Genomic DNA, 16,678 nt, shown 5'->3' with positions numbered 1-16,678 from the left:
TGATTTGAGTAGATGATTACTTCAGATAATTTGACTCGTCTATTTTCGAAAGATTTAATTTATGGAATTCTAATAAAAATTCTACTGATTTTTTCACAGGTACTGGTTATACCACTATTTATTTCAGTGTTGGGAGAACAAATGTATGGTGAATGGATAATGCTTACGACAATCCCTAATTATCTGATGTTAAGCGATATGGGACTAACAGCTTCAGTTTCCAACCAAATATCCGCCTACAACATTTCAAAAGAATATGAAAAAATGTCAAAGCTTTTCAAATCTACGAATTATATAATTTTGATAGTAGGAATAGTAGTCATTGTGCTCTTCTTTGTAAGTACAATATTTATTAATTTCTCAAAACTACTAAATATTAAAGTAATGAATATTTTTGAGGTAAATTTGATACTATTATTACTATTATCTAATGTGGTAGTTTCTGTACTATTCAATTTTAATATATCTTTTTATAGAGTACTGGATAAATATTATATGTATCAGAAGTTTTTACTGATAAATTACGCTTTAGACTTAGTAGTTACTGTTTCTTCTTTATTGTTGAATATGAGCTTGATTTTTATGTCGTGTTTATTTATTGTTATTAGAATATTATTATTAATTATGACTATTGCAAAGTTAAGTAAATATGATAATTATGAATATGGATTTTTAAGAGAGGTGAAATTTCAAAAATCTTTGTTCTTTAGTGCCATGAATCATACTGTATACAACTTAGGTTTTGGTCTGATAATACAAGGTAATACATTCATTGTCGGAAAGGTGTTGGGACCTAGCGAGGTAGTAAAATTTAATACCACAAGAACAATGGTCAACACTATTCGGTCATTAATGAGTGTCATGTACTTGCCAACTATGTCTAAGTACAATATATTATTGTTAAACAATAAACTATTAGAAGCAAAGATTATATTTAGACATACTTTATATAAAGTACTGTTTTTATCAACCTTAATTAGTATTTTTATAATAATTAACTACGAAAAACTATTTGTTCTATGGCTTCACAAAGATTTAAGTATATCTGATGGTTTTATAATGGCGATGGTAATTAGTGCCCTTATCCATACTGTCTGGAATACGATGAGTATGTTACCTCTATCAATAAATAAATCAAATATATTGCTCTGTTTTCCCGCTGTGAGTGTGTTAGGTTTTGTTTTACAGTTTTTTTACATAAAAAATATTGGCATAAATTTTACAGGATATATAATATTATTCATTGATATTATTATGCTAGTACTACTCTTGTTTCAAGTTAAAAAGATTTTCCGAGAAAAAAATATAATCAAAAATGATTGCGATAATACAACCTCTAATTCCGTCTTATAGACATACGTTTTTTTTTGAATTGAAAAAAATATATAAAATAGATATATACTGCTATGAAAGCGAGCATTATATAAAAAAGAATATCTTTGATAAGTCAAAGATGGGTTCTAATCCTATTTTTAAAATTTCTTTTGGGCAATTTATATATTATAGTATAACCAAATTATTAGTTAAAAAATACAAAATACTAATTCTTATGTTAACTCCATATCACATAAGTACATGGATATTGTTGATAACTAAGTTTCTTCATGGAAAAAAAATAATTTTATGGGGACATGGTATATCAATAGAAAACTACGAGTACGAGACTCATAAAATTAACATCATAAAGAAAATGATGATATACTTAGCCGATGAAGTGTGGTTTTACACTGATGCAGAGCTGCAATTGTGGAAGAGTCGTATTCCCAGTATTTCAGCAAAATCGTTGGATAACACAATATCCAATATTTCCTCGCTTTTAGAGAAGCCATCTATTGAAAGAGACCTTCTAAGAAAAAAACATAATATAGAAGATTCATTGGTGGTGATATATTGTGCTAGATTTGATAAAAAAGCTAGAAGGACAGATTTGTTAAAAGATGTAATTGAAAAGACTGCTAGCATGAATATTTTATACATAATTATTGGAGACGGAAGATTTAAACCAGACTTTTCTAATTACATTAATGTCAAAGATTTTGGTGCCATATATGATCAGAATTTAAAAGACGATCTGTTTCAGCTATCTGATATTTATTTCCAACCGGGCTGGGTAGGCTTGTCTATCGTGGAAGCTATGGCTTACGGAAAACCTATTTTCACATTTGAGCGATCTAAAGAAATACCTCAATGCGTCGAGTATAGTTATATTGTACATAATTATAATGGATACATAGCCAAGGATATTGATGATTTGATTCAATCAATGAATAACCAAAACTCATATACTTTAAACTACTTTAGCTTGAATTGTAAAAAATATGTTAAAGATAACCTAATGACGCAAAATATGATAGATAAAGCATCATTTTCTCTGAAATATTAATAGATATGTTATTGTCTCTTTTTTTGATATTGTACTTTTTGTTTCATTTGAATAAAAAATACTGGTGGTATTTGCCATCAAATCATTTTTTTTTAATAAATTCTATCTCGTTACTCAATTGTTACTATTTAATATACGATAGTAAAACAAAGTACTATGATTTATTTAGTACAAACATATTTTATTCTTGTATATTGATAATAAGCATAGTATCTAGCATTAATATTAATATTAATAAACTTAAAAAAAAATCAGAAGTTGATTTCAGATCGATGTCGGTTTTTACTAATATATTTGCGTCTTTGAATTTTGTTTTATTTATAATATTTTGCTTGAATATTGATTTTAAACTTATTTTTAAAAATAATGAATATTTATTGATGGTAAATTCTGAGAAAATGGGTATAAGCAATGAGTTATTATCTATGTATCACAAAAGTCTTATTCTAAATGGTATGATTTCTTTATTTTTGTTTGGATCTTCGGATAAAATGAATTTGACACTGCAAAAAAAAATAATGTTATTATTAACTGGTCTGTTTTCTTTCATATTTAATTTAGGGGCTAACTCTAGAGCATCTGGTTTGATATTAGCAAGCTTGTTTTTGTCAGTAATGCTTTTTAGAAAACATACACTAGCGAAATATATTATATTAACTATTCTTATTTTTGGAGTTTTATTATCATACACAGTAGTAATATACGGGAGAGGAGTCGATCTACAAGGAATTGGACAGATTCTATTAAACATAAACGATATGAAGTACAGTAATGTATTTGATGATAATTTTATCATAGGTAATGTATTTGCAGGAGCTTGGACTTTTTATGAAGCCGATAGATTTAATGATTTTTATCCTGAAATGTATAAAATACTATCTTTTTCTCCTTTTCCTTCATCAATAGATCATTTTACAGATTATATAAAGTATGAAAAGAGGTTACACGAATATATTCCTTACGGTGCCAATTCAGAGATATATAAATTTGGTCTTATGTATATTGGTTTATATTTTTTTCTACTATATGTGATATTGAGACAAATGAATAAATCATTAATACATAATAAATTAGTAGGATATTTATTGTGTGCTCCTGGCTACTTCTATTTTATTGCTAATCAGCAATACCCGTTAAGAAACTATTTTAGATTTTTTCTTCTTTCAGGATTACTATGTTTCGTTTACAACAATTATCAGAAATTACGAAAACATGAAGGTGCTATTTTTAGGAGGAACTAGTTCTAGGAGCTCTGGAGGTATTTTTAACACGTCTACATCACTGGGTCGTAATTTGGTGAAGAACCATGGATACGATGTACAATACTTGACATGTGAAGACGAGTATAGTGAAGAAGATAGAATTCATTACAGTGAAATGCCGGTATATAATTACAAAATATTTAAATGTACGAGTAAACTTGCTTTGTCGCCAGACATACACGGTCTAATGAATAAAATCAGTCCTGATCTTGTTCATACGCAATGTATGTGGATGTATATGTCTTATGCAAATAGCTTGTACCATAAAAAGTTTCGTAAACCATATATAGTGCAACCTCATGGAATGCTTGATATTTGGCAACTTAAAAGTTCTAGAATAAAAAAGAAGATAGTCTTGACTCTCTACGAAAAAGAGAACTTGAAGAATGCCTCATGTATATACGCATTATGTGATGAAGAGTATAAGGCTATTAGAGACTTTGGATTGAAAAATCCTGTTGCCATAATTCCAAATGGAGTGGAATTGCCGAGTATTAGCCATATAAATGATAATAAGTGGAATTTGCCATCAAGAAAAGGCAAAACTTTATTATTTCTGAGCAGAATTCATCCGAAAAAAGGTTTAGAAGTGTTGCTTAACGCATGGTGCAAGACAATACCTAGTTCACATGATTGGCAACTAGTTATTGCTGGAGATACGAAAGACTACAGATACTTATCTAATTTAAATCAGCTAACTGACATGCTGAATATACGTAGTAGTGTGCATTTTATTGGTGGACAATATGGTGATGAAAAATCTAAATGTTTTTTAAAAAGTGATGCCTTTGTGTTGCCTTCGTATAGTGAAGGTTTACCGATGGCTATTCTTGAAGCTTGGTCTCATAAGTTACCTGTTCTGGCAACACCTTTTTGTAACATACCTGAAGGATTTGAAAAGGGGGCAGCTATAAAAATAGGTACTGATCCTGATAGTATCGCTTTAGGGATAAACAAGTTGATTGCTCTATCGAGCGATCAACTGAATATTATTGGCTATAATGGATATAAATTGGTAAACGATAAGTTTACTTGGAGAAAAGTAGCAGAATCTACCGATACTCTATACAAATGGATATATGGATTAGGTGATAAGCCAGATTTTGTATATGACTCTTAATTATTCACAAATGCATTTTATCGACACTAAAATAAATCGTTTTTTTAGTTTTTAAATATTTAAATGCTACTGTCTCTTTTTGTAAGAATAGACACAGTAATGTTTTTTACTTTTGAATGCGTATTATCGGATTTATATTGTTTTTCATATTACATATACATTAATTAATACGTAATATGAAAAACAGTATAAATATGTATCAAAAATCGTTTTTTATATGTGTGCTGTAGTTTGAGTTTTTATTAATTGATAAAAATTATTTTTAAGTTTTATCCTGTTGATTCAAGAATAATTGATGAGAGTATCTTAGATTTGAGAAAACATTTAAAATAAGTAGTAATATTTGTTCTTTATTTGCTCAAGCCAGTTTTAGTGAAAAAATATAAAAAAGTATTATAGTTAATGCTTTTGATATTACTAAAAAGTGTAAGCTTATGGATCTCTGCTTGTTATGCTGTACAAGTCAGACTCGTTGAATATAATGTCACTAGTAAATATTGTTAATTTAGCAATTGTATGACTAAAAATTTGGCATATTCACTGAAAAAAAGTTATAGCAATTTTCTTAGGCTAAGATATATTATTGTTGATAATACAAGCTGGTTTTATTGCATAAGTTTTAAACTAAAGATATGATTTAAAAGTGCTTTCATGAATATTTTTTTAAATTTCTGCATTTATTTTAATTTATGAAAAACGGCAAACCATTTTAATTAAGATGTTGGATTTGTAAAGTATGTCATATCAATCATAACAGGTACATCTAATGTACGCGGTGTGATGAGACTGTTTTACAAGCATAAAAAGAAAAATTTTAGGTAGGTGTTGTTGAAATATTATTTTAATGCAAGCCTATTTTGGTGTCTGAACAGGTAAATGTTTGGTGAAAATTTGAGATTTAGGGACGATTTGATTTACGACAACATGAAGGATATAACAGATAGATTAATTCAGCAGTGGATGGATTTATTAGTCAATGGTAGGAAATTGGCTAATAATAACGTAAGAAAAAATTTTGAGAAGCATAATTTCAAATAAAACATGTATTCATTGCAAGTCAAGTACGTTTGATGTATGATTTTCTTTGAGAAATATAAATCAAATTCGCTTTTATTTGAAATTTTTGACAATTAGGATAAAATGAGATTATCCACTTTCATTAAAATTGAGTTTACATTATATATGATTTATTAAAACGCTTCTAAGTTATGAGGGAGGAAAAAACGTATTTTGAATATTACGATAATATTCCATACAGGGATAAACTTATCAGATATTTTTGGTTTATAATTTATATATTTTTGTATAGGCCTTTTACCATGCCTATTTTTAACTTTTGGAGAATTACTTTATTAAAAATTTTTGGCGCTGAAATAGGTGCTGGATCTATTGTGCATGCGAGTGCATATATACCTGCTCCTTGGAATCTAGTACTTGGTAGTGTATCTTGCATAGGACCACAGGTTAAATTACATTTTGGGAAAACAGTTATAGGTTCGAAAGTGACTATTTCTCAGAGAGTTTATTTGTGCAGTGCATCTCACGAAATCTCTTCATTAAATACGCCATTTATTTCTGGAATAATTACTATTGAGGATTACGTTTGGGTTGCTGCAGAAGCATTCATTATGATGAATGTATTGATAGGTGAGGGCGCTGTAGTAGGTGCTAGATCTGCAGTTTTTAAGAATGTAGAGCCTTGGACTGTTGTAGGTGGTAACCCTGCTAAGTTTTTAAAACATCGATCTATAAATGAGTAGTACATCAACAACTTTCGATCCAGTACAAACTACCCCTTTTACTTTTAATGTAAAATTAAAAGCCCATTTGTGGAAAATTATTAATAGAACTATTTTTAGATTATTGCCTTTACAGGTTAGATCGTATAGAATTTTCTTGTTAAGAATTTTTGGTGCAAAGTTAGCCAATACAGTAACAATAAGCCCGCTTGCTAACATAGATTATCCATGGAATCTAAAAATGGGTCATTTATCATCTTTAGGTGATGGAGCTTGGGCCTATTGTCTTGCATCAATATCAATCGGTGATAGATGTTGTATAGGCAAGGATGTTTACTTGTTAACTGGGAGTCACGATATTGAAGATACTGGTTTCAATATGGTTACAAAGCCAATTATTATTAATGATTGTTGTTGGATAGCGACTGGAGCTTATATACTACCAGGAATTGAAATTGGTGCATGTACTGTTGTAGCAGCTAGATCAGTTGTAGTTAAAAATACAGCATCTTTTACAGTCGTAGGTGGGAATCCCGCAAAATTTGTTAAGACCAGAATTTTCAAAAATGGCTATGATCTCAGTACTCATACTAACTAAGAATGAAGAGCAAGATTTGCCGGCCTGTTTATCATCAGTTGCTTGGTGTGATGACATTCATGTGTTTGATTCTATCAGCAATGATAAAACGGTAGATATTGCTGAAGCCGCTGGTGCAACCGTAACGCATCGTTGCTTTGATAATTGGTCGGCTCACCAAAACTGGGGACTAGCTAACATTCCTTTTAAATATGATTGGGTGTTGTACATTGATGCTGATGAACGCGTATCACCAGAATTGAAGAAGACGTTGTTATCTTTTAGTTCTACGAATATTGATGTTGTTGCTTATGAGATTCAGCGTAGAGATTTCGCGTGGAATGGTGTTTGGCTGAAACACGCTCAAATGTCGCCTTATTATCTCCGTTTATTTCGTCCTGATAAAATGCGCTATGAGCGCTTAGTGAATCCAATATCAATTCCTAACGGTAAAGTTTCAAGATTAGCAGGGTTTCTTGATCATTACCCGTTCAGCAAAGGCTTTCGGTATTGGTGGCAGCGTCATCTAGGCTATGCAGACATGGAGGCATCTATGCGTATTCAAGATCTCAATAGGGGGACAGAGTTTTCATTCCGTAAAGCTTTATTTAGTAAGGATTTCAGCGAGCGTCGTTATCATCAAAAGGGATTGTTCTATAAGTTACCAGGACGTCCTATGATCAAGTGGTTCTACTTGGCAGTTTGGCGACGCGGATTTCTTGATGGAACAGCAGGTGTTACATACGCATTGTTGCAAGCTATTTACGAATATTTTATTGTTTTAAAGACAAAAGAGCTGCTCGCTGATTCCAAAAAATAAGGGAGTCATAAGGGTGAGTACACCTTGTATAAAATCTAGATTGGACACATAGTATTGACTAGATGAAGATACTAATTTACGGTATTAATTACGCGCCGGAATTAACGGGTATTGGCAAATACACGGGTGAAATGGGTAGTTGGCTGGCTCAGCAAGGTGAAGTAGTTGATGTAATAACCACAATGCCTTATTACCCGGAGTGGGCTGTTCATCCGTCTCACAAAGGTAAATGGTGGTATACAGAGAAATTAGAAGGCGTACGTGTGCATCGTTGCCCGTTTTATGTACCTGCCAAGGTAACTTCAGCTAAGCGTATCCTGCATGAATTTTCCTTCGTCGTCAGTAGCCTAATTTATTGGTTGCCGATCTTCTTTGGGAAGCGATATGACGTTGTTATCTGTGTATCGCCACCGTTCCATCTGGGGCTGATTCCGCTACTGTATTGCAAGTTGCGTACCATTCCACTCTGGTGCCATATTCAGGACCTGCAGATCGATATGGCTAAAGAGTTGGGTATGATTAAGAACAAACGGTTTCTGAACATCATGTTCAATGTAGAAGCGTATATCCTAAAGCGATGCACCGTGGTTTCTACGATCAGTGAAGGTATGGTTCGGAAAGTTGCGCAGAAAAACGTTCTTCAATCAGAGTGTGCTTTGTTTCCGAATTGGGTTGACGGGGAATACGTGAAACCAGTTCCTGGGTCACAATCGTTGCGCAGCGAACTGGGCTTACTGCCATCGGATAAAGTCGTGCTATATTCGGGTAGCCTGGGTGAAAAGCAAGGCCTCGAAATCATTGTAGAAGCGGCAAAGTCATTCGTTGCGCGACCAGCGGTAAAATTTTTGATTTTTGGATCAGGTGGGGGGAAATGTAAGCTTGAAGCGCTTGTGCAGGAGTACGGTTTACCAAACGTACTGTTCTACCCGTTGCAGCCTTACAAAAAGCTAGCTGCGCTACTGGCTACAGCAGATATTCACCTGGTTTTACAGAAGAAGTCGGCCTCTGACTTGGTCTTACCATCAAAACTCACGGGAATAGTAGCCGCTGGGGGCTTTTCGCTGGTTTCGGCTGTACCGGGTACCACCTTATACGATACGGTGAGCGAACATCAAATGGGCGTTTTGATCGAGCCGGAATCCGCAGAAGCGTTGGAAAAGGCAATTAACAAGGCACTGATTACGGATTTGTCCAGCTATCGAGTAAATGCCAGGCGTTATGCCGAACGCTATCTGAACAAGGAACAAACGTTGAGCGAATTCTGGCAAAAACTTAAAGATGTCGATCGACGTAATTCATTACCATCTTCGCAACAGAGCAGTAGCGTTAGTTTCGGAGAGACGCAACCTGTAAGATAGTGGGGCTATTCGAAAATGTGAACGGCTGCTCTAAAGTTGTTTTACTCTCATTGATTACGATTAGCGGTTGTAATCAGATCAGTATATCTAAACTAGCAACACCAGTTATTGATAGCTTTGACACGGACAGTCAGGGCTGGTATGTTAGTAAAGAGGCTGTAGGAGGGTATAGCCGTACTGGTGGATATCCTGGTGGCTATATTTACGGGAATGATAATTCACCACGAACATGGTACTTCGTTGCGCCAGAGCGGTTTATCCATGAAGTGCAGCATGGATATGGCAAAACGCTCCGTTTTGACCTTGAACAATCCGCAACGGACGCTCAATTCGATGCCGCCGATATCATCTTGACGGACAGTATTACAACCATAACGTTTGACACTGCTTATAACCCAGATACTACCTGGACAGGCTATTCAATTGCTATAGATGAACGCGCAGGATGGGAAAAAGGACTGTTGAAAGCTACGAAAGAAGACATACAGCTTGTTTTACAAAATCTGAGGGGCTTTAGAATACGAGGTGAATATAGATCTGGACCGGACCGGGGTGGTTTGGACAACGTTTCTATCCGGTAATTTTTTTAAAGGATTACGCTCAAGTTACCAGCTTACGGCTCAGAAGCGCTTCCAGCAGCTTAATGGTCTGACGAGTTGCATCGTAACGGACACAATACTGTTCCTGCCACCTATTACCAATCTACGGCAGCAGGAAGACGGTCATGGTTTTGGAGCCGTGGGCACCGATGACCAGCGATTGCTCGATGTCGGCGGTTTTTGACGGGCCGGCGATGAAGGTGCCGAAACTCGTGTTCAGGTCGACGCGTTTGTACACCTCGTGCATTGTGCCGACGAGGTTTCGGGTGGATACAATGGCGACGACGTTGAGCGTAATAAACGGCAGCGCCCGAATGCCCAGCGCCGTTTCGTCGAACCAGATGGCCGCATTCTCCGCTACGGCAACGCTCCCTTCCAGTACCACCAGATTCAGGTCGTCCAGCAGGCGCAGATTCTCCGTCGGGGTGAAGTTGTTCAGGTCGAGCCCGTCGACGTGGCTGAGCGTTGGCAGCGTCAGGTCGTATTCCGATGCGATTTGTGCTCGTACCTCGTCCAGCGAATTGGCGCGAACGCCGAGACCGCCATTGGTCCGAACCATGGTCAAAAAGCTATCCGCCAGATCGGTATCGGCGATGTGCGACGGGAAGCCGATGACATCGGGGAGGGGTTGCAGGTCAGGTTTGCCTTGCCGAATGGCAGAAAGAATACGATCGCGGGACATGGGTTCGGTGTACGGTTTACGGTTTTCAGTATTCGGTTTTCGGTGGTATGTCGTACGGCTGCCTTTGACCAAGATCGACTTGAGCGACGGTATACAGTAAACCGAAAACCGTATACCGAAAACCTACTTTTTCTCCTGCTCGGCGTACCAGTCGCGGAAGCTCTGGGCGGGGGGCTTGGGCATGTCGCGGTGGATGGCCCAGGGGTTCAAAGAGCCGTTGTTGGCCAGGGCGGGAAAGAATTTCATCAGTTGGCGACCGGCGCGACCCGCAAAGCGGTACAGCCCCGGCCGGCTGAACAGGAAGTCCATGCCCGTCATGCCCACTTTCTTGGCGGGTTCAACGGCCCCCGCTTCGCCCAGCACCTGCCGCCACTTATACAACTGCTGGTGAATGTCGATTTTGACGGGGCAAACGTTCGTACACGATCCGCAAAGCGTCGAGGCAAAGGGCAGATCGGCATACTGTTTCATGTCGATGTTGGGAGCCAAAATGGAGCCGATCGGTCCCGCGATGGCGGTATGGTAGCTGTGGCCCCCGCTACGCCGGTACACCGGGCAGGTATTCATGCAGGCACCACAGCGAATGCACTTGAGCGAGTTGCGGAAGTCTGGACTGGCCAGCTGCCGCGTCCGGCCATTGTCGACCAGCACGAGGTGCATCGTCTGACCGGGGGCGGGCCGGCGGAAATGGCTGGAATAGGTCGTGGTGGCCTGACCAGTAGCGGAGCGGGCCAGCAGCCGCAGGAACACGCCCAGGTGCTCGCCCTTCGGAATCACTTTCTCGATGCCCATGCAGGCGATGTGGACCTTCGCCAGGTGCGCGCCCAGGTCGGCGTTGCCTTCGTTGGTACAGACGACAAAGCCCCCCGTTTCGGCCACGGCGAAGTTGACGCCCGTGATCGCTACGTCGGCCAGCAGGAACTTCTGCCGGAGGTGTAGGCGGGCGGCTTCGGTCAGGTACTGCGGATCGGTAGCCCCGGCGTCGGTGCCGAGGTGCTGATGAAACAGATCGCCGATGTGCTGCTTTTTCAGGTGAATGGCCGGCAGCACGATGTGGCTGGGTGGCTCGTTGCGCAGCTGCACGATGCGTTCGCCCAAGTCCGTGTCGACCACGTCGATACCGTGTTTGATTAGGTACGGGTTGAGGTGGCACTCCTCGGTCAGCATCGACTTGCTCTTGACAACCTGCGTGGCGTTGTGCTGCCGCATGATGTCGAGAATGATGCGGTTATGTTCGTCGGCGTCGGCGGCCCAGTGTACCGTGATGCCGTTTTGCTGCGCGTTCTTCTCCAGGTCGAGCAGGTACTCGTCCAGCCGCGACAGGGTGTGGTTTTTGATCCGCGACGCCTGTTCACGCAGGTCTTCCCACTCGGGCAGGGCAGCCGCAGCCTTGTCGCGCTTGCTGCGGACAAACCAGAGCGTTTCGTTATGCCAGTCGACGTTTTCTTCGTCGCGCAGGAAGGCGGCAGCGGCTTCGGCGTGGTGGGTGGTTCGTACGGGCGTTTCCATAACGAGGTTGGTTTATAAATTGTCCGAAACTCAATTGGTACTGAGGTCGAACACCCCCAACCCCCTAAAGGGGGCTCTGTTGGTTTGCAGTTTAAGCCCCTTTTAGGGGGTTGGGGGTAACTTCAGATAGCTTTTTACGCGTCGTTCAACTACGCGTCTGCTGTCAATATTTCGGCGATGTGCATGACCCGGACCGGGCTTTTCTGCCGGCGCAGGGTCCCTTCCAGTTGCATCAGGCACGACATGTCGCCACCCGTGATGACTTCGGCACCGTGGCGGACGTGGTCGGCGACGCGGTCTTTCCCCATCTTGGCCGACAGCGCTTCCTCGAATACGCAGAACGTACCGCCAAAGCCGCAGCATTCGTCGGGGTGGGAGAGAGGAATCAGTTCCAGCCCGTCGACCATGTTGAGCAGCCGCTCGGGTTTGGAAAACTTCGGTTTCATCAGCTCCGAAGCTGATGACAGGCCCAGCCCGCGCTGTCCGTGGCAGCTCGTGTGCAGCCCGACGCGGTGCGGAAACCGGACCGGTGGCAGTTGCTCGACCTTTAGCACGTCGGTCAGAAATTCACAGAGTTCGTAGACGTTGTCGCGCAGGTGAGCTGCTTCGGCGGGATGCTGCTCGTCGTGCAGGTGCTCTTTCAGGTGCAGCACGCAACTACCCGATGGGCCAACGACAGCGTCGCAGTCGGCGAAGTTACGGACAAAATTGCGGTCACAACCCGTAGCCAGTTTCTCGAAACCGGAATTGGCCATCGGTTGCCCACAACAGGTCTGCTCCATCGGAAAGGTAACGTCCACGTTCAGCCGTTGCAACAGCCGTAGCGTTGCAATGCCTACCTGCGGGTAGAACTGATCGATATAACAGGGGATAAATAAGCCAACCTTCATGCGTACGCGGGGAAATCACCAGCGAAGGTACGCAAAACGCGGCCGAAACGTACCTACACATACCCCTTCCGTCACATCGATCTACTATAATCCAGCTAATCAGGGCGGTACGTTTCTGATGGAGAACCCGCCCGCCAGTCCCAGACAACAACGATCCAGTCTTCACCGAGGACAGGGTCGTAAAAGCGGTGGATCGGCTCGAAACCAACGCGGGCGTGTGCGCGCAGCGAGCGCGTGTTGCGGCTGGAAATGTCGGTGATGAGCAGCCGGTAGCGGTCGCCGTAGACGGCGCGTTGCTGCTGATACATCCGGTCGAACAACTGCTGCCCCCGATACCCCGCCCCGACGCATACCTGCCCCATGACGTAATACGGGTAGTGATGAACGGGTTGCCCCCGATACGTCAACTCGCCGATAGAGTCGAACAGGGGTTTCAATTCGGGGACGTCGGTCGCGAAGCTGGGCAGCATGGTCAGGCAGTAGCCGACGACGGTGTCGCCGTCTTTGGCAATGACGCTCGGTGCCGCCTGATTCATCCGCAGCAACACAGCAGGGTCGTGTTCGACCGTTACAAAACCCTGATCGGCCTGAACGGCTACCGGTACGTTCTGGCGCAGGTTAGCCTGTTGCAGCGTCAGAATGCCCTGCACGTCGGCTTCGGACTGGACGGTAGTGACGATAAGCATGATTACTGAACCGTGGTGCCGGACAAGGTTGCCAAGAAAGCCGGGTCGATGGTGGCACCGATGCCGGGCGCGTCGGGCAGGGTGATCCGGTAGCCGGTATAACTGATGCCGCCCTGCACCGGATCGGCTGCGTGTTCGAAACAACCGTCGAGGTCGCAGAAGCGCACGTTCTGCCGGGCAGCCGCGAAATGGGCGTTGGCCGTCAGCGCCAGCCGCGACTCCGACATGCAGCCGATCATGCAGGCAATCCCGGCGGCTTCGGCAATGGCGTTGATGCGCAGGGCTTCCGCGATACCGCCACTTTTGGACAGTTTGATGTTGAAATAATCGACGGCTTCGTCGCGCACCAGCCGTAGCGCATCGGCTGCGTCGAACAGGCTTTCGTCAGCCATGATCGGTACGGGCGACTGCTGCCGGATCTGCCGTAGGCCAGCGATATTGCTGCGGCTGATGGGTTGTTCGCAGTATTGCACATTCCAGCCGCCGATGGTCCGTAATACCTGCTGCGCCGTCACCACATCCCAGCCCTGATTGGCGTCGGTACGGATGGGTGTTTCGTCGCCGATGGCCTGCCGGATGGCTTCGACCCGCCGAATGTCGTCGCGCAGGGTTGTCCCCAGCTTTACCTTGATGGCGTCGGCCCCCTGCGCCTGAATCCGGATGGCATCGGCGACCATGCGTTCCGGCGTGTTGATATAAATTGTTTCGTCGGTGACGAGCGGCCGGTTGGCACCACCCAGAAACTGGTACAGCGGCATGTTGGCGGCCTGGGCGGCCAGGTCATACAGGGCCATGTCGAAGGCCGAGCGCGTCGTGGGGTGACCGGGCAGGTAGCGCAGCAGGGTCGTCAGGCATCCTTCGATGTCGAGCGGGTCGCGGTGAAGCAGCAACCGGGCCATATCCTGCGCAGCCGCCAGCCCCGACGCCTGCGTCTCGCCCACGATCATCCAGAACGGCGACCCTTCGCCCCAGCCCGTCAGTCCCGCGTCGGTACTAACTTCGACCAATATATTCCGGGCGTGTTCGATCGTACCCAGCGAAATGGTAATGGGCGCTTTCAGCGGAATGTCGAAGGGGTAGATGCGTATCTGCGTAATTTTCATACGAGCGTTTTTAAACACAGAGAGACGGAGGATTCACGGAGTTTAGAGAGAACTGTTTTAAACACAGAGTCACTGAGAACACAGCGTAAACAAAAACCTCCGTGACCTCCGTGTACCCTCTTTTCCCTCTGTGTTTAAACCCAAACTTACTTCGGGAATTGACTTTTATCCAGGCCGGGGATGATGCGGAGGGCGTTTTTGTAGTACACCTTTTTCAGCACTTCGTCGGGCAGCGCCATGCCATACATGCGCCAGAACGCATGGTACTTTTTGTGGTACGGAAAGTATTCGTCGTCGGTTTCGAGCACGCGGAAGTAGGTAGCGTATTCACTCGGGACCCAGCTGTCTTTGCCGAACAGAATCCGGTCCTGCCACTTCTCGAAGAATGCCCGGCTGGCCCGTGGCTGACGACCCAATTCGGCGATGACGGCCCCGATCTCCACGTTCATATTCGGGAACACCCGCATCAGACTGTCGAGCTTTTTCAGATCGTTGGGGTACCAGCCCATGTGCGCGTTGATGAACGTCGTTTTAGGATGTTTGCGAAATACGTTGTGCTGCTCCACCAGCAGTTGCGCCCAGGGGGCCGGATCGTTGGCCGACCGTTTCCGACCGCCGTGTAGTTTCAACTCCAGCCAGCGTTCGTTATAGCGGTCCATCGGGTCCCAGAACGATTTCGGATCGGCGGTATGAATCAGGACGGGGATGCCCAGTTCACCGCACTTCGCCCAGATCGGGTCGAGTCGCGGATCATCGACCTGCACGCGTTTGCCGCTTTTGTCTTTGACGTTCAGCCCCAGCGATTTGTAGATTTTCAGGCCCTTAGCCCCCGCCTTCACGTCGGATTCGAGAATCCTGACGGCCTGTTCGGTCCAGCCCGCCTGCCCGATGTCGTCGAAGTTGATGTTGGAGAACAGCACCAGCCGTTTCGGGTCCGTTTTCTGGATATTGGCTTCGGCTGCGTTGAAAAATTTGGTGTTCGAGGCCACGTCGCCCCAGCCGCGCCCGCTCAGGTTGACCATGATCTGCATGTTCAGACTGTCCATCTGCTTCAGCAGCGGGCGCAGATTGGCTTCATCCATCTGAAACTGATGGTTATGAACGTCGATAAACGGGTATTTCGACCGCGTCAGTTTGTGTTCCGGGACTTTGAGCGTCGAGACGGGGTCGTACTCTTCAAAGCCCAGCGGCAGTTCGGCGGGCTTTTGCGCCCAGGCAAAAGCGGTTGAGATGAGGAAGGCCGCAGCGAGCGATACGAGTTTTTTCATCCTGTCGATCCAGTTAATCCTGTCTAAAAATAAGCGCGACGCAGTGGGCGGCAATGCCTTCGCTGCGGCCGACGAAGCCGATGTGTTCGGAAGTCGTGGCTTTGATCGAAATATCCTCTTCGGGAATCGCCATCACGCCGGCCAGGCACGTTTTCATGGCCGGAATGTGCGGGTTTAGTTTAGGCTCCTGCAAAACGACCGTTACGTCGACGTTCGAGATTTCGTAGCCGGCTTCGCGAACCATGCGCAGTACCTCGGCCAGCAGTAGTTTGCTGTCGACACCTTTCCAGCGCGGGTCTTTGTCGGAAAAATGGTAACCGATGTTGCGCATGTTGGCGGCTCCCAGCAGGGCGTCGCACAGGACGTGGCAAACGACGTCGGCGTCGGAGTGGCCTACCGGCCCAAAGTCGCAGGGGATCTGAATACCTCCCAGCCAGAACGGACGGCCGGCTTCGAGCCGATGCACGTCGTATCCCTGACCTACTCGTAGTTTCATTCGATAAACTGGTTATGAAGGGTGCCACCTGCGCGAGCCGTCGGCCGGAAACCGGTGGTGCTGCGCAAGGTCTTTGCAATCTACGGCTTCTTCGGCTACTTCACGGACCTCACCCGTAATTTGGGTCGTTGATTCGTTCGCACCGGTCTGTCTACAGGCCTTATTTTCAACTCTAAATACATTCAC

Annotated in this window: 16 protein-coding genes; 9 read left to right on the top strand and 7 right to left on the bottom strand. The window is 43.7% G+C overall.

Annotation, left to right across the window (positions count from 1 at the left end; genetic code table 11):
- Positions 1 to 12 precede the first annotated feature (12 nt).
- From CLV58_RS04565 to CLV58_RS04530, 9 genes are all read left to right on the top strand, one after another.
- Positions 13 to 1,353: a lipopolysaccharide biosynthesis protein gene (locus CLV58_RS04565; protein ID WP_146141362.1), complete on the top strand. Its 1,341-nt coding sequence runs from the start codon at positions 13 to 15 to the stop codon at positions 1,351 to 1,353.
- A gap of 19 nt (positions 1,354 to 1,372) precedes the next feature.
- On the top strand, positions 1,373 to 2,383 hold the full coding sequence (locus CLV58_RS04560; RefSeq protein WP_245882206.1) for a glycosyltransferase: 1,011 nt from the start codon (positions 1,373 to 1,375) through the stop codon (positions 2,381 to 2,383).
- A 332-nt stretch (positions 2,384 to 2,715) separates the two neighbouring features.
- Positions 2,716 to 3,624 (top strand): hypothetical protein, encoded by a 909-nt coding sequence (locus CLV58_RS04555; protein ID WP_146141361.1) that lies wholly within the window; start codon positions 2,716 to 2,718, stop codon positions 3,622 to 3,624.
- Positions 3,596 to 4,765 carry a glycosyltransferase gene (locus CLV58_RS04550; protein WP_106136595.1) on the top strand — a complete coding sequence of 390 codons (1,170 nt, stop codon included), beginning with the start codon at positions 3,596 to 3,598 and terminating at the stop codon, positions 4,763 to 4,765. Before CLV58_RS04555 ends, CLV58_RS04550 begins: the two co-directional genes overlap by 29 nt.
- Positions 4,766 to 5,973: 1,208 nt before the next feature.
- Positions 5,974 to 6,525, top strand: coding sequence for an LbetaH domain-containing protein (locus tag CLV58_RS04545; RefSeq protein WP_106136594.1), 552 nt, complete (start codon positions 5,974 to 5,976; stop codon positions 6,523 to 6,525).
- Entirely contained in the window at positions 6,518 to 7,102 is a 585-nt protein-coding gene (locus CLV58_RS27955; RefSeq protein ID WP_146141360.1) for an LbetaH domain-containing protein, read from the top strand. Before CLV58_RS04545 ends, CLV58_RS27955 begins: the two co-directional genes overlap by 8 nt.
- The gene (locus CLV58_RS04540) at positions 7,077 to 7,901 is read left to right on the top strand and encodes a glycosyltransferase family 2 protein (protein ID WP_106136731.1); all 825 of its coding nucleotides are present in this window, start codon (positions 7,077 to 7,079) and stop codon (positions 7,899 to 7,901) included. The genes CLV58_RS27955 and CLV58_RS04540 overlap by 26 nt, the downstream gene beginning before the upstream one ends.
- Before the next feature lie 62 nt (positions 7,902 to 7,963).
- Entirely contained in the window at positions 7,964 to 9,259 is a 1,296-nt protein-coding gene (locus CLV58_RS04535) for a WcaI family glycosyltransferase (protein WP_106136593.1), read from the top strand.
- A complete protein-coding gene (locus CLV58_RS04530) occupies positions 9,259 to 9,840 on the top strand; it encodes a laminin B domain-containing protein (RefSeq protein WP_245882205.1) in 582 nt (193 codons plus the stop codon). The genes CLV58_RS04535 and CLV58_RS04530 overlap by 1 nt, the downstream gene beginning before the upstream one ends.
- A 121-nt stretch (positions 9,841 to 9,961) precedes the next feature.
- On the opposite strand, the gene CLV58_RS04525 is transcribed toward CLV58_RS04530, so the two are convergent.
- From CLV58_RS04525 to ispF, 7 genes are all read right to left on the bottom strand, one after another.
- Positions 9,962 to 10,540 carry a LutC/YkgG family protein gene (locus tag CLV58_RS04525; RefSeq protein ID WP_146141359.1) on the bottom strand — a complete coding sequence of 193 codons (579 nt, stop codon included), beginning with the start codon at positions 10,538 to 10,540 and terminating at the stop codon, positions 9,962 to 9,964.
- A gap of 123 nt (positions 10,541 to 10,663) precedes the next feature.
- Positions 10,664 to 12,049 (bottom strand): lactate utilization protein B, encoded by a 1,386-nt coding sequence (locus tag CLV58_RS04520; protein ID WP_106136590.1) that lies wholly within the window; start codon positions 12,047 to 12,049, stop codon positions 10,664 to 10,666.
- A 149-nt stretch (positions 12,050 to 12,198) separates the two neighbouring features.
- Positions 12,199 to 12,939 (bottom strand): (Fe-S)-binding protein, encoded by a 741-nt coding sequence (locus CLV58_RS04515; RefSeq protein ID WP_106136589.1) that lies wholly within the window; start codon positions 12,937 to 12,939, stop codon positions 12,199 to 12,201.
- 95 nt (positions 12,940 to 13,034) lie between these two features.
- Complete coding sequence (locus CLV58_RS04510) at positions 13,035 to 13,625, bottom strand: GNAT family N-acetyltransferase (protein ID WP_106136588.1); 591 nt, start codon at positions 13,623 to 13,625, stop codon at positions 13,035 to 13,037.
- Between the two features lie 2 nt (positions 13,626 to 13,627).
- Positions 13,628 to 14,728 (bottom strand): mandelate racemase/muconate lactonizing enzyme family protein, encoded by a 1,101-nt coding sequence (locus tag CLV58_RS04505; RefSeq protein ID WP_106136587.1) that lies wholly within the window; start codon positions 14,726 to 14,728, stop codon positions 13,628 to 13,630.
- A gap of 146 nt (positions 14,729 to 14,874) precedes the next feature.
- The gene (locus CLV58_RS04500) at positions 14,875 to 15,996 is read right to left on the bottom strand and encodes an amidohydrolase family protein (protein ID WP_106136586.1); all 1,122 of its coding nucleotides are present in this window, start codon (positions 15,994 to 15,996) and stop codon (positions 14,875 to 14,877) included.
- A gap of 13 nt (positions 15,997 to 16,009) precedes the next feature.
- On the bottom strand, positions 16,010 to 16,492 hold the full coding sequence (gene ispF, locus CLV58_RS04495) for a 2-C-methyl-D-erythritol 2,4-cyclodiphosphate synthase (protein WP_106136585.1): 483 nt from the start codon (positions 16,490 to 16,492) through the stop codon (positions 16,010 to 16,012).
- Between the last annotated feature and the right edge of the window lie 186 nt (positions 16,493 to 16,678).

Origin of the sequence: Spirosoma oryzae, assembly GCF_003002825.1 — a bacterium.
Taxonomy (GTDB): Bacteria; Bacteroidota; Bacteroidia; order Cytophagales; family Spirosomataceae; genus Spirosoma; species Spirosoma oryzae.
Note: the sequence above shows the minus strand (reverse complement) of the source record. Positions and strands in the feature narration are given on the sequence as shown.